Source organism: Lacrimispora amygdalina (assembly GCF_003432035.1).
GTDB lineage: Bacteria > Bacillota > Clostridia > Lachnospirales > Lachnospiraceae > Lacrimispora > Lacrimispora amygdalina.
In genome coordinates this window covers 100,110-113,910 of record NZ_QOHO01000012.1, presented here as the reverse complement: position 1 = coordinate 113,910, position 13,801 = coordinate 100,110, and the positions used below count along the sequence as shown (strand labels likewise).

The 13,801-nt window shown below is 37.7% G+C and carries 13 protein-coding genes and 1 pseudogene; 1 reads left to right on the top strand and 13 read right to left on the bottom strand.

The features are described 5' to 3' along the window. Positions 1–7: 7 nt before the first annotated feature. The 6 genes from DS742_RS03645 to DS742_RS03620 form a co-directional block, all read right to left on the bottom strand. A complete protein-coding gene (locus DS742_RS03645) occupies positions 8–778 on the bottom strand; it encodes a FliH/SctL family protein (protein ID WP_117415670.1) in 771 nt (256 codons plus the stop codon). Continuing rightward, positions 762–1,766, bottom strand: coding sequence for a flagellar motor switch protein FliG (fliG, locus tag DS742_RS03640; RefSeq protein WP_117415669.1), 1,005 nt, complete (start codon positions 1,764–1,766; stop codon positions 762–764). The genes DS742_RS03645 and fliG overlap by 17 nt, the downstream gene beginning before the upstream one ends. Beyond that, complete coding sequence (gene fliF, locus DS742_RS03635) at positions 1,756–3,351, bottom strand: flagellar basal-body MS-ring/collar protein FliF (protein WP_117415668.1); 1,596 nt, start codon at positions 3,349–3,351, stop codon at positions 1,756–1,758. Before fliF ends, fliG begins: the two co-directional genes overlap by 11 nt. A gap of 26 nt (positions 3,352–3,377) precedes the next feature. Continuing rightward, positions 3,378–3,689, bottom strand: coding sequence for a flagellar hook-basal body complex protein FliE (gene fliE, locus DS742_RS03630; protein ID WP_117415667.1), 312 nt, complete (start codon positions 3,687–3,689; stop codon positions 3,378–3,380). 17 nt (positions 3,690–3,706) lie between these two features. Next, positions 3,707–4,087, bottom strand: coding sequence for a flagellar basal body rod protein FlgB (flgB, locus tag DS742_RS03625; RefSeq protein WP_117415666.1), 381 nt, complete (start codon positions 4,085–4,087; stop codon positions 3,707–3,709). A 705-nt stretch (positions 4,088–4,792) separates the two neighbouring features. Further along, positions 4,793–7,192, bottom strand: a complete 2,400-nt coding sequence (locus tag DS742_RS03620; RefSeq protein ID WP_117415665.1) for a glycosyltransferase — start codon at positions 7,190–7,192, stop codon at positions 4,793–4,795. A gap of 397 nt (positions 7,193–7,589) precedes the next feature. On the opposite strand from DS742_RS03620, the pseudogene DS742_RS29970 reads away from it, so the two are divergent. Further along, positions 7,590–7,787: pseudogene (locus DS742_RS29970) on the top strand (transposase); the annotation flags it as partial. A gap of 187 nt (positions 7,788–7,974) precedes the next feature. On the opposite strand, the gene DS742_RS03610 reads toward DS742_RS29970, so the two are convergent. The 7 genes from DS742_RS03610 to DS742_RS03580 form a co-directional block, all read right to left on the bottom strand. Then, positions 7,975–8,166 carry a hypothetical protein gene (locus tag DS742_RS03610; RefSeq protein WP_117415663.1) on the bottom strand — a complete coding sequence of 64 codons (192 nt, stop codon included), beginning with the start codon at positions 8,164–8,166 and terminating at the stop codon, positions 7,975–7,977. Between the two features lie 123 nt (positions 8,167–8,289). After that, complete coding sequence (locus DS742_RS03605) at positions 8,290–8,514, bottom strand: hypothetical protein (RefSeq protein WP_117415662.1); 225 nt, start codon at positions 8,512–8,514, stop codon at positions 8,290–8,292. A gap of 34 nt (positions 8,515–8,548) precedes the next feature. Then, positions 8,549–9,796 (bottom strand): glycosyltransferase family 2 protein, encoded by a 1,248-nt coding sequence (locus DS742_RS03600; protein WP_117415661.1) that lies wholly within the window; start codon positions 9,794–9,796, stop codon positions 8,549–8,551. Between the two features lie 10 nt (positions 9,797–9,806). Then, positions 9,807–10,925: a polysaccharide pyruvyl transferase family protein gene (locus DS742_RS03595; protein WP_117415660.1), complete on the bottom strand. Its 1,119-nt coding sequence runs from the start codon at positions 10,923–10,925 to the stop codon at positions 9,807–9,809. After that, the gene (locus tag DS742_RS03590) at positions 10,922–11,956 is read right to left on the bottom strand and encodes a radical SAM/SPASM domain-containing protein (RefSeq protein WP_117415659.1); all 1,035 of its coding nucleotides are present in this window, start codon (positions 11,954–11,956) and stop codon (positions 10,922–10,924) included. Before DS742_RS03590 ends, DS742_RS03595 begins: the two co-directional genes overlap by 4 nt. Before the next feature lie 50 nt (positions 11,957–12,006). After that, the gene (locus DS742_RS30120; RefSeq protein WP_117415658.1) at positions 12,007–12,852 is read right to left on the bottom strand and encodes a CatB-related O-acetyltransferase; all 846 of its coding nucleotides are present in this window, start codon (positions 12,850–12,852) and stop codon (positions 12,007–12,009) included. Beyond that, positions 12,821–13,747: a glycosyltransferase family 2 protein gene (locus DS742_RS03580; RefSeq protein WP_367575492.1), complete on the bottom strand. Its 927-nt coding sequence runs from the start codon at positions 13,745–13,747 to the stop codon at positions 12,821–12,823. The genes DS742_RS30120 and DS742_RS03580 overlap by 32 nt, the downstream gene beginning before the upstream one ends. Between the last annotated feature and the right edge of the window lie 54 nt (positions 13,748–13,801).

Genomic DNA, 13,801 nt, shown 5'->3' with positions numbered 1-13,801 from the left:
CCTCCTGCTACAGTCTTGCGTTATTAAGAATTCCCTTAATATTTTCTATCTGGGTATTTACGCTGACATCAATAATCTCCTCCGGAAGTTCAATGATGCATGTCCCTTCTTCTGAATGGTCCATGGCAATAATCTTGATATTTCCGGATATATGGGAGAGCTCATTTAACAGTCCCACATCTCCCTGGATCATCATTCCGGCATCCTTTTGGGACACGTAAATTTTCACCCACTGAGTTTTTTTCAGTTTTCCTGCAGCAGCGACTATCATTCTTTTAATAATCTCACCGCTTGATTTCAAGCTGGTCTGTATCACCTTTTCCGCTATGGTTAAAGTGACCCGTTTTAAATCATCAATGTAGGTTTCCAGAATCCTGTTTTTTTCTTCTGTAACACTTTCTATGGTTGATTTAATGGTTTCACGGAATTCCTTCATCCGCATATCCAGTTCTTCCTTATGCTCTTCGTACGCAATCTCGCGTCCTTCCTGCAATCCGGCTTCATAACCGTCATGATAACCGTTTTCTCTGGCATCTGCGAGTATCTTCTCAGCTTCTTCCTTTGCCTGCCTTACAATCTCCTCTGCCCTGCCAGACGCTTTTTCAAAAATCTCGGCGACCTGAAGATACTCATCTTCCTCATCCGGCTCAAACTGTTCTGCTTCGGGACCGGCTGCTTCTTTTTTCACCAATATATCTTCAAATTTTTCTTTAAATCCATATTCCAGAACCCGATCCGCAGCCTCAGGACCCTTGATAATATTAGGCAATGATATCATCCTTTCCGCCCTTGCTGATTATCAGCTCGCCCTCTTCTTCCAGACGTCTGATAATGCCAACAATTCTCTGCTGTGCCTCTTCTACATCTTTCAGACGTACATTAACTGTAACTTCCATGTCGGACTGAATGCTTTCTTTCATACGGGTTGACATATTGTTGAAAATAACATCTGTAATCTGCTTATTAGCATTCTTAAGCGCATAAACCATATCCTTCATATCGCATTCGCGGATAAAACGCTGAATGGATCTGTCGTCCATTGTAATAATGTCTTCGAAAACGAACATCTTCTTGCGGATGGTATCTGCCAGTTCTGCATCTTTTCTTCCCAATTCGTCGAAGATAAGTTTTTCGTTTCCTCTGTCCATATGGTTCATTACGTTTGCTATGTAATCGATACCGCCAACGGTTGTGTAATCCGTTGTAAGTATACCGGAGAATTTCTTCTTAATCTCATTCTCTACAATCTTAATGGCTTCCGGAGAAGCGCTTTCCATTCTGGCAATGGATTCCACTACCTGAAGGCGCTTCTCAGGAGAAAGCTCAGAGATCAGCTGTGCCGTCATCTCTTCATTGGTATAGGATAAAACCAGCGCGATGGTCTGTGCTCTCTCATGCTGTAGAATAGAGAAAAGATTCTTGGAATCACTCTTCCGGATAAAGCCAAAGGATCTGGATTTAAGGGACTGGGTTACTTTCTGAAGCAGGCTGTTGGCTGTACTCTCTCCAAATGCCTTTTCCAGAACAGTTCTTGCATATTCCAGTCCGCCGTCTGTTACCACCTTTTGAGTTAAACAGGTTTTATAGAACTCATCCAATACGGCATGGGTAGTATCTGACTCAACATGTCCGAGTTTTGCAACTTCGACGGTTAATTTTTCAATCTCCTCTTCACTCAGATACTTATATATTTTGGAAGCCTTATCCACGCCGAGTGAAACAATAACTGTTGCCGCTTTCTGTTCCGGCGTTAGATTAGTCGTCATTATTGTTTCCTCCATTTAACCAGGTCTTTAATAGCTGTGCTGAAATCTCAGGATTCTGTTCTGCAAATTCACGGACGCTTTCACGCAGTTCCGCAACTTTGTCTTCTTCAGGAGCAAGGACCTCAATCTCCTTTTCCTCTGTATCAGGCATCTGCGGAAGAATCGGCATATCCTCCTGGCTGTCTTCCAGCTCCTCAGCAAGCGCTCTTTTCCTTCTTCTGCGCCGAATAATAAGAATAATAATAACCAGAAGAAGCAGTACTCCAGCCAATGCCCCGATGAGAATCCACTGATTAATCAGAATACCATTGGTGCTCGCCTCTGCAGGCTGATCAGGCTCTTTCGGCACTTCAATTGTGTAGAATGGCGCTGCTACAGCAGTAATCTTTTCCGCCCGGTCTGCCTGGGCAATTCCCGCAGCATTTCCTGCAAGATTACGTATATCATCAACAGACAGTGAACCAAAGTCATTGCCATTGACTACCACAGAAACGGTAAGGTTCTCGATACTTCCCGGATTAACCTGTCCCTGTTCCTTGATCTGGTTTAATAAGTATTTTCTGTCTAAGCTGCTGGACCCATATGCATTATCGGAGTTCTGTCCACCCGCATTATACTGGGGAATATCAGCATTGGCCTCTGAACCGGCAACTCCTGATGCAGTCTGTCCGTCTCCGGAATATTCCTTGAAAATGGATTCCTCAGAAGTAAGACCCGTTTTATCCTTCTCATCAATCTTTTCCGGTGTATTATAGACGATACTTTCCCTGATCAGCTTTTCCATGTTGACTGTGCCTTTAACGGATACCCGCACATTGCCGTTTCCGTATACCGGTCCCAGTACATTCATAACCTTAGCAGAGATCTGGTCTTCGATCAGTTTTGATATCTCATCGGCTGCTTTTCCGGAATCTGCATCACTGTCATTGGAATTGGTTGATACCTCACGTCCGTTGCCGTCAAACACGGAAACATTATCGATTACCATTCCGGGAATACTTTTTGAAATTAATAGCTGAATGGATTTCGCCTGTTCTTCCGTCGGCGATCCACCGTCCTTCATAACGACAACAGCTTGGGCACTCGCTTCCTTGGCGCTGTCTTCAGACAGTGCATATTTAGAAGTTTCTCCCAGGGCTATTGTAACGTATGCTTCTTTTACTCCATCAAAAATCTGAATCGTAGATCCAATTCTTGTCTCCAGATCATACAGTTTAAATGTCTGACGATCTGAATCTGTAGTCATAAGATTAACATTGTTTCTGAAAACGTCATATGTAAAACCGCTCTTGGGATATCCTTCTGACACCAGCTTTGCTCTTGTGGTGTCCATCTTCTCAGTAGGAACTTTTATATCACCGTTGTCGTACTGATAATCGACCCCGTCTTCCTGCAGTTTTCCAATAATCTGTTTTGCTTCTTCACTACTCACCCCGGTAAACATAACTTCATACGGTTTCTGCCGCATGGACAGTGCTGCAACGACCGCACCGCTGATCACCAATACGCCAATTACTCCCGCAATAATAATCTTTTTCGTCTTATCACTTAGTTTACCCAATAAATCCTTAATTTTTTCCATCATCGCGTACGTCCGCCCTGTTATCTGTTTTAAATACTAATACGAATAATTTCCGTATAAGCTTCCAATGCCTTATTCCTAAGTGCTGTTAAAAGTTCTACGGATAACTGGGCCTTTGCCGCTGCAGCAGGCACTGTATGTGCGTCATCAATCTGTCCGGTGGACAAAAGATACTGCTGTCTGGTTAAGTCTGATTCCGTTGTATTTACATTCTCAACTGCCTCTTTAAAAATATCCTGAAATGAAGGGCCTCCATTCTGGCCGGATACCACCTTTTTATCTGCTCCTATATCCCCAATGGAATCCAATGAGCGAATGGGCGTTATGAACATCTGTTCCATCTTATGTGCCTCCCGTTTTAACCTTTAATAATTGTACGAAGTCTGCTGATATCACTGTTTAAAGAATTCAGTTCATATTGATACTGCAGGGTAGTCCTTGCAAGTTCCACATTCTCCACATCTGTATTGACATTATTGCCATCTAATCTTGCAGATTCATCATTGGTGTTTCGCACATAGTATCTGGAGCCATTGATAATCTTACCGATTTCCGCAGAAGTACCTCTCCTCGCTGCCGACAGCCTGTTGCGAAATTCGTCTTCGAAGGTCACATACTTGGCCTTATAGCCGGGGGTTTCACCATTCGCGATATTATTAAGTGTCGTCTGCTGCTTTGACCACAAATAATCCAGAGATTTTTCCGCCATGGAAATGCTGTTCCCAAAAATTGCATTCATCGGATTGTTCCTCACTTTCATTTCTACCGGCAATCTGCCATTATGACGTATTCGGACTGTTACAAAATGGAAAAAATAGTTAAATTTTAACAGTCAGATGCAAAATCATTCATTTTTTGTAATTTTCTTACTCCATTTTACATTTTATTACAAATAATGTCAAGAAAGTTCTAAGAATTCGACACGGTTTTTCGTAAGGAAAAATTAGGAAATAGCAGAAAACCCCGTATTTACGGGGTTTTCTGGGATTGGGAGAGCTAAATTTTACTATATTTTTTAAGGTGGGGTGGGTAAATGTGGGTTAATTCTTTGGTAATTTTTGCGCATTTCGTTCGTTTTTCAGTTACCAGTTCTAAGTTTATAATATTGTTTTATTCATATATGTAACAATTTTACTATATAATTACGATAGAACTACTCGTATAATAAATCTTTGATATTGTATAGATAATTTCTGCAAAAATTTTTAAGTCAAATTTTTAGAGAAATATTTTTAATCGGCAAATCATGTCGTAAATCATCATCTCAATATCCAGAACTTCTGGTTGAGTATCTTCCGTGGTCAAAAGAACTGCCTTACAGATGCCAGCTTACATTAAAACATAAAAAATGCTTCAAAAAATGATGCCTTCAGCTTAGCATAAATAATGTAAACCGAATAGTACACCATCTTTTGAAGCACTTAAACACTTTTTCGCATTTTGCTTAGCAATCGATCACCCAATCACACATTGGTACATTAATTTTTCCACGTGCTGTCCAAGGGACAGTTTCGATTTTTCGATCAGGGTTACAGTATCTGCATGCCTCATGCGGTTTATCTAGTATATTATTTAGCTCCCATCCATCAAGCTTAGTATTGTGCAAGTCAATCCTGAGTTTTGATACTTCGGTATCGAAATACTGCCTCGTTTTCACCCCATAACAATCTTCAAATATGTAATTTAGTGCACCAGAACCACAAGGATATAGGTAACCATCACGCAAAAAATTACATAATATAGTTGAGCCGCATTTTCTACGTGTCCACGAATCAGCAGGATCTCCAATATACGATTCATTCAGTATAACGGACTTGTTGAAGGATTGTATTGGGATAGTATCACCGCTCCACCCCCAATATACACCATGCTTTTTTAGAAGGGCAGCAACTTGTTCACGTTTTTCATAGATCGGAGGATATGCCGAGATATGAAATACACAGCGACAGTTTCTCATAACTTCAAATAACGGAGCCAGATGCTCGCCAAGAAGCAATCCATTCGTAACAACAGACAAATCGGCTGCCGGAAACACCTCGCGTGTAACCTTAATCCATTCTGGCAGCTCAGGATTCAGTAATGGCTCACCACCCATGAGCCTTAACCTTGATACATTCCACCAAAGATCACCCAGCTTCCGTACATCCTTATGATACTGTTCCAGATCGCACATTTTAGGTTCTTTAATTAAATTACAATAGTGACTACAGGCCTTGCAATTTAGGTTGCAATGATCTACAACGTGTGTCTCATAGTATTTTAAATCCGGCTTATTGACATCTACTCTAATCAGTTCACTTGCCAAATCACCTTTTTCAACGTGGCGCATGTAATAAAACTGGTTTACTACATAGAATTCAGGAACTCCAAGTAAACGAAGCGCATTTTGTATCGCTCGATATGCATTACAAACATTAGCAATAATAATAGTGTCAATTTCCAGATTTTTATACATTTGAGTAAGAACTTCTAATGATACTATTTTCTTGTTATCTAAATACTTATCTATACTTTTCCCTGTCTCATCACAGAAAACGATAAGGTTATATTCATCACCACTTTGGTCAATTCTCTGTTTAAGGAACATTCCATAATCATTTACGCCTATAATAGCTACTTTTTGGGGATGACGAGACATAATTGATTCTAATTTATAGTTAATGGAAGCCACCTCAGAATCCTGCGGTATTAATTCTCTAAGTTCTTTTATATATGTATTAGCTTCCCCGTAGCGTTTATTTTCCACCAAAAATTGCACACGAATTTTTTTGAACGATATCCATGCATCTGAAGTTTCCGTTATTGCAGCTGCGATTTCTCCAATAGCACAATAACGCTCAACCTGCTCATCCGACACTTCCTCACGCGAGAGCAACCAATCCCTCAAAGCAACAAATATCCGGTTACGTTTTGCGGTCCATTGCTCATTTTGACCGAAATGCGTACCTAATTGCGATTCTGATGCTAATTTTCTTGAGGCTGGGCACATAAGAATCTCAAATAGAATGTCAATTTTTTCGGAATCCTTAATAGTTTTTGTCAGCAATGTTTGAAGTGTTTCTTCCATTCCGTTCATGTATAAATAGAGTAAAAACTCTATATTACGTGGGCAATCGGCTTTAATCTGCATAAGATAGTTGAAAACTTGTTCATAGCGAAGATTATCTTTATGAAAATTATCTAATTTTTCTGCGTTTGTGATTACTTCTGGGTTAGCATATTCATAATGCAATATTTTCGAAAAAAATCCAATACGTTGTGAGTTTTGAAACGCAGATGATACTTTTTCAAAATCATCTAAGTCTGTACAATTCCCTAGTGAATCTTTATTTTTCTCAATACATTTACTCCCTAACGTCGCCCTATATAGCTTTCCTTCAATAAACTTCATAAACTCAAAGTATTCAGTGAAATACGTGGAGAATTCTTCAGCTTTTAATACAAGTGTTTTGTCTACACTTACTGAGGAATTTACTTCTTCTGCGATACCGAACTTATCGCTACCGCAACATGCAATATCTAAATCATATTCAGACGCAAACTGCAACATCGTTTCTAGAAATATTGGATCGTATGCATGATTGACATCAAGAGTGCAGATATAATCATTTTCAGAAAATTTACGCGACAATATATTTTCTATATTTGAGCTATCATTATCATAAACCACACGGATTCGCTTGTCCTTTAATGCATAGTTACAAATCATTTGCCTTGTTTCATCTGTTGTTGCACAGTCTATAAGATAATACACAAAATCACTATATGATTGCCTAAGCACACTATCTACAGCTCGACTTAACATTTTTTTTGAGTTATGGGTTGTTGTAATTATATATATCATTTCATTTTCCTCTTTCTAGAAAGGCTATTTCTAACTGATATACTTATTATGACTCAGCATGAACCTTCAAACTTAAATAAAAAATTGGGTATAAGATATTTAAATTCTTTACCAGTCTACAATGTTTGAAGTAAAACGCAGTAATATCATTAATATCAAATTCGACAAGTTTTCGCCTAGGGCGTATCTGAAAACTATAAATTGAACAAAGATCAAGTTTTAGTTAAAATATAAAGAAAAAACTTAGATATTTTTAATATGGCACAAAAGCGTTTTGAAATATCAGAAGAACAATGGATACAAATTCAAAATTTATTTCCAGCTGCAAAGACAGGGCGTCCTCCTATTAGATAATCACCTTATGTTTAATACAATTCTATAGCTTGCAAGAAGTGGCCCTGCCTGGCGTGACCTCCCAGAGCGCTTTGGCTCATGGAAAACGGTATATAGCCGTTTTTGCAAATGGCGTGATGATGGAACATTATTGAAGATTTTTCAGTCTCTAAATGAAGATGCTGAATATAAAAATCTGAGTATAGACTCTACCTCTGTAAAAGTTCATCAGCATAGTACTGGTGCTAAAAAGTGTCAGTAAATCACGAATTTAATCAACACATCGGAAAAAGCCGGGGGGCGCATCCCTTAATGGCATATGATGCTTAAATTTATCTGCGTATGGATTCCCTTTGTGTAAACAAAGCAAATTCTCACCTCTGATTTTAAATCTTTCAGTCAAATAAAAATGGGATTATCTGATGTATTTCACAGCAGATTGTTTTATCCTACTTCCCTGTGGTATTATACCCCTGATACCAGAAAACAGCGATGGCAGGACCCGCCCCGACCAAAGTTTGGATTCCTGCCATAAACACACATACATACTTATACATTCTTCCTGCACTCTCACGCATTTGCTCAACTGCATACATGCTTATGATAACCTTATCCACTAATTTTTCAATCCCATATCCCAAGATTCTTATGATAACCTCATCGCGGACAACTTCCCTGCACTTACGCGCATTCCGGCTGATCTGTTTATGAAAGTCGGTAGCTCCAATCGCAAGATAGATATGCCCGCACAGCAGTAAAACGATTCAGCATTCTCTCACCAGCTTTTGCATCAGTTCTGCCAAGAATGGAATGTGTTGTGCGTCATTTACAAAAATTGAAAAGTCCTTCCAATTGACGATTATTTCGCGGCTGGCTGCACCAGTTTTCTTTTCTTTTGACGGATCATTGACCAGGACTTCAACAAATGTATCTTCCAGTAACACCAGTTGATAATCATATTGTGGAAGAATACCATTTTTAAAATGCATATGGAATGACGCCATCTTTTGAAGCACTTACATCTTAATTAGACTCTAATTTTTCTTTCATAGATAAAAGTTCATTGTCATCGGGTATCAATTCCAGAATATCGAACAATTTAATTTTCGCATCGTCTACACGCCCCATGTCAATTAGATATTCTATTAATATTTTGTTGAAAAACACCCAACCACTCGCATTCTCCACCACAGCACATATAAATTCGCCAACCTGACAAAAGTGCTCCATTTGCTCATCCTGCACTTCTTCACGTGCAAGTAACCAATCCATAACAATCTTAAATAAGTCTTTACGCTGTCCGGTAAATAAAGAAATACTACCGCACAATGCCCCGAGCTGATTGCGAGCTGCAAGTTGCTTTGTGTATTGATGTGAAAAGATATTAAGAACATTAACGAGTTTCTCCTCATCTGAAACATCTGAATTCAATAACACATTCAGCGTATCCTTAATTGCATTCATATAAACCAATAACAAAAATTCTTCATTATGAGATGTAACAATTCCACATCTATTCATTAGAAAATCATTTGCCATTTTATGAAGGATAACATCAGAATCTATGCGTTTTGAGTCCCATTTATATGATACAGATTTAGGTGAAATATAGTATTTATGCAAAGATTCGGCAAGGATTCCAACGCGTTCAGCTTGAGCCATAGTGTAAAAAGCAAACCATGTATCATTACCGTAACTTAACATATCGTTTCGTAAATAATCTTTTAAAAGAGACATCTTATATAACTTTCCCCAAACCGTCCGGAAGAACTGATGATACTCCGAAAAATATTCACTATATGCTTTTGCATCTGATAAAACTAAATTCTGTTGGATTTTTCTAATCCCCCCAATAGTATTCGTTTTTGAGTTTATAAAATCACTTCCAACCGCAACTATATCCAGACTATTTTCGTTCATAAAATAAAGTGCTTTTTCAATAAAGTCACATTTATACTCATCATCACTATCTAATAAACAAAAATAATTATCATCGCAAATGTCAAGTCCGGTTCTTCGGTAAAATCTATCCCAAATAGCATGTTCTTTATCATCGTTAGGACTGCAATTCTTATCAATATGATATATATTCAACTGAGGATTTTGTTCCGCATACTTAAGCAGGATCTGTAATGTGTCATCATTGCTACCATTGTCTAATATATCCCAGGTTATATCCCCTCTGTAAGTCTGATTCAATATACTTTTTACACAACGGTGAATTGTTGATTGTGCGTTATATGCGATTGTTTGAATGTAAATACGGCTCATTATCTCCTACCTAACTATTAAAATCAAACGATTCTTCTGTAATTGAGTTTTTTACGTATTGTGGAATATTTTGAAGTAACTTATTTTTTATGACATTTTCATCATCAACAAGTTTTTTAAAAGCATTTACTATATCAAAATCCCTTCGTAATTCTTTAACTGGTAGTACGTATTCCGATAAATCTAAATCTTTGGCTATCCCCTTAGATTTAACAGAATAACCTATTACTAACGTTGGAACATAGGATGAATATGCGGCAATGGACGCGTGAGTCCGAAGTGTAACAGAAAATCTCGCACCACCGATAATGTATTTTAACTGCGATGCTGAATAACGTTCAGATATAAGGCGAATACGTGGTGAATTATGTGTATTAATCTGTGACATCATTTCAATATCACTATCTGTTTTACAAATAACGTGGGGTACTAAAGCTATATTCAGGTCCGTTTCAGCAAGTATGTAATCCACTAAATTCTGAAAACAGTGTAAAGCTATTCCACTAACCTTTTCTTTTTTTGCAGCAAGCGGACCAAATGTTATACTGACATAATTGTCAAGTTCAAATGGAACTGCACTCGGCGCAAGCCGAAACGCGATGTCGGATACTTTTACGACTTGTTTTATTCCACGTTCTATTAATGCTTTATAAGTTACATCTTCTCTTGCAGTAATTAAATGATGCGTTCTTAATGCTTCAAGCATATCCTTATCTATTTTATCCGGATCTACTGAACAACTCCATAATATACTTTTAGCACCTTTTTCAATAGCCCTATAGTGAATATTGGCGTATCTCATCCAATTAGAATAGCAATAATTATCACCACCAAGATGAATACAAATTGTATCTGAAGTTATTCGATCTATTGTTGACTTATATATTTTGTCATTATTCTCAATCGAATATTTAGAACTGATTTCAGAAGACAAATAAGTCTCATCACGCCCTACTACTTCATCAGCAGGCAGATGGAATTCATGGTCTTGATCCGGATTATGTGAAGAAACTATAATGTGACAATCTGGAAAACGTTCGCGCAAAACCTCTATTCCGCACAGCGCTAATGCTTCTCCACCATGGTTATAACAACCTCCATGACCATATATGAGGAATCTTTGTTTCATAAATTTCTCTCCTCCCACGCGCGAATTAATTTATTATATAATTCTTCTGCATGATCGTCTAACAAATCCGATTCAAAAGCAAAATCATCTTTTAATGTGCAGTCTTTGCAATAGGAATTTAACCCATCGGTTTTTTCTTTTAACACACCTAACAGCATATTGTGACGTTCCTCACTATTCCATATATCGAAAAGACTCCTGTTTTTAATATTAAAGTCAGGAAAAGTCAAACCATTATATAACCTGCATGCAGATACCTGACCATCTGCCTTCACTGCGAATCTAAAAAATGGTGAAGCGCAAACTCTCACCTCTTCATTCCGCATATCATATCGACTTAACACTTTATTATCATCACTTATCATATTGTCGTATGAAACTTCATGAAAAACCTTGATTGTTTTTTCAATACTCATAGTATCACAAATATTTTTAAACATTTCATAAAAAACATTTTCATCTTCACCAATACAAGTATCCATAGTTTTACAGGCGATTTCGGCTCCGCCTTTGTGATGGTAAAAATATTCAATTTGTTCAAGATACTTATCAAAATCAACTTCCGCTGCACAATTTTTTCTAAAATCCTCTTCTGAAATTCCGTTGACTGAAATCTTAATATGGTCTAATCCCGCGTTTATTAAATCATCTGTAAGTTGATGAGACAACGCAATACCATTTGTTGTTATTGTTATTCTTTGAATACCCGCATACTTTTTTAACTTTTCAATCATAAAAGGCAGTTTTTTATGTAATAATGGTTCTCCCATCCCAGCAAACCCAATTTGTTTTATCCGATTGGGGAACTCATTAATTTGTTTTAACATGAGATCAAATAATTCATCGCTCATATACTCAAACTTATGACCACTGTCTAATATTTCTTTCTTTGGAAGCGAATGCAGGCAGTACTTACATTTAATATTGCAATAACTTACAGGTTCCACTTCAATTACAAATGGAGTGTCCAGTGGTATTACGGTCCAAAGCTGAACCCGCTTCTTATGATAAATGTTACTGATTTGTGCCATTATAAATAATCCTCCATTTCACGCTTCAACCAACTGAACTTGTTAGTCAGCTAACAAAATCTTTCAAAAAATATATTGATATCAGTAAAACAGTCTGAGTTTGCTTTTAACGTAAGTTCATCCCAGTCCCACCATCTCACTCGTTGGAGTATATCGATTTGGGGTTTGCTAAAACGATACTTCTTTACTTTTCCCGGTACTCCTGCTACAACTGCATAAGCTGGAACATCTTCAAGCACAACTGCTCCAGAACCAATGATAGCTCCATTACCAATGCTTTTTACTCGTGAAGCGTTAATAATCACATTTGCGCCTATCCAGACATCATTTCCTATTGTTAAGCTGTGTGTCATTGCAGGAGGAGCAGCACTCATGCAGGAAGAAATTGTAAGATGTTGTATATTATGGTCAGCTACGACTTGAACAGTGCGATTTATTGATGAATAATGCCCAATAGAGTTTACCAATGAACTCCAGCCCAAAATAGCATCGTACGAACTTACCCTTTTACCAATAGTCATATTTTTATATACTAAATTACGATTAGAGAGTTCCGTCCATGAGGAATAATCCTGTTCTTTATATCCAATTTCTTTTAACTCAGAAATTATTGAACTCACTACACTATCGGTTATCTGAAATATAAAAGCATAATGCTCATCACGATTAATCGAACAATACGGCATTACCTTAAAACCAGTCTGATATTCAAAAAATTTCCGATTACTGTAATCTGCATCAACAAAAAAGCTTATTTCAATTCCAAGTTCTATTAACAAACGCATATTAACAGAAGTAAATGTCCCTGCACCAATTACAACGATTTTTCTACCGTTTGCCTTTTGTATCAGTTGTTCTGCGAGTTTACGCATATTTGCATACCCACTCTCTTTCATATTCAAGTATCCATGGCGCATTTATAAATTTTTCACGATGTCTCGAAAGCTCCTGTTGCATTTCGTTAAGGTGAATTGTACAACCCGTAAGGTCATTTTTAATGATTTTATTCACCATAGAGATCATAAATGACCATTCAAAATAACACCAATAATAAGTGTTAGACGGGAATCGTTCACAGAGCCAAATTGTCCGTTCACGATAAGCTGCGCGGTAATCACAAAGGTACTGTGAAGTAATCATTCTGTCTTGTGAAGTTGCAGCAGAATTATTTCCCTCATGACGATAAACATGATATTTTACTATTCCATATGAAACTATAGAATTTGCAGCTGCTATCGCCTTATACATTAAGTGAATATCATCATAAAGCCCGGTTTCTGGAAAACGAAGTTCTGATAGCAGGGAACTTTTAAACAGCTTTGTAGGAAATCCGTTATTAAAACGTTTACGCCACATTAATTCAATTATTGCCTCTTCAGCATTAAGCACAACCTTTTCCTCAATGCCAATAAGTGAATGTCGACCATTTTCCTCCTTTTCTGCCCCGCAAATTGCTATATCAGCATTATTTTCCATGGCCAAATCTATCAGAAATTCAAGGAAATCTGGCTCACACCAATCATCATCGTCAACAAAAGCAATCCATTCACCATTTGCAATATCGAGGCCCGTATTGCGTCCGGAACCAATATTACCACGTTCCCTATGAATGACTCGAATACGGCTGTCTTTGGCAGCATATGAATCAGCTATTACACCGCTTAGATCCGTAGAGCCATTATCGACAATTATAAACTCAAAATCACGAAAGGTCTGATTTAATATACTCTCTATAGCTCTGCTAACCAACTTTCCCCGGTTATATGTAAGCATAATCACGGAAATCTTCAATCTCGCCACACCTCCCATGGCAAATTGCCATTTATTTACAATGAACTAATTTAT

Bases quoted from the DNA above. Each gene is read 5' to 3' on its own strand.
- DS742_RS03590 (WP_117415659.1), bottom strand. From the start codon at position 11,956: ATGGCACAAATCAGTAACATTTATCATAAGAAGCGGGTTCAGCTTTGG.
- DS742_RS03600 (WP_117415661.1), bottom strand. From the start codon at position 9,796: ATGAGCCGTATTTACATTCAAACAATCGCATATAACGCACAATCAACA.
- DS742_RS03620 (WP_117415665.1), bottom strand. From the start codon at position 7,192: ATGATATATATAATTACAACAACCCATAACTCAAAAAAAATGTTAAGT.
- DS742_RS30120 (WP_117415658.1), bottom strand. From the start codon at position 12,852: ATGAAAGAGAGTGGGTATGCAAATATGCGTAAACTCGCAGAACAACTG.
- fliG (WP_117415669.1), bottom strand. From the start codon at position 1,766: ATGACGACTAATCTAACGCCGGAACAGAAAGCGGCAACAGTTATTGTT.
- fliF (WP_117415668.1), bottom strand. From the start codon at position 3,351: ATGATGGAAAAAATTAAGGATTTATTGGGTAAACTAAGTGATAAGACG.
- DS742_RS03645 (WP_117415670.1), bottom strand. From the start codon at position 778: ATGATATCATTGCCTAATATTATCAAGGGTCCTGAGGCTGCGGATCGG.
- DS742_RS03605 (WP_117415662.1), bottom strand. From the start codon at position 8,514: ATGCATTTTAAAAATGGTATTCTTCCACAATATGATTATCAACTGGTG.
- flgB (WP_117415666.1), bottom strand. From the start codon at position 4,087: ATGAATGCAATTTTTGGGAACAGCATTTCCATGGCGGAAAAATCTCTG.
- fliE (WP_117415667.1), bottom strand. From the start codon at position 3,689: ATGGAACAGATGTTCATAACGCCCATTCGCTCATTGGATTCCATTGGG.
- DS742_RS03595 (WP_117415660.1), bottom strand. From the start codon at position 10,925: ATGAAACAAAGATTCCTCATATATGGTCATGGAGGTTGTTATAACCAT.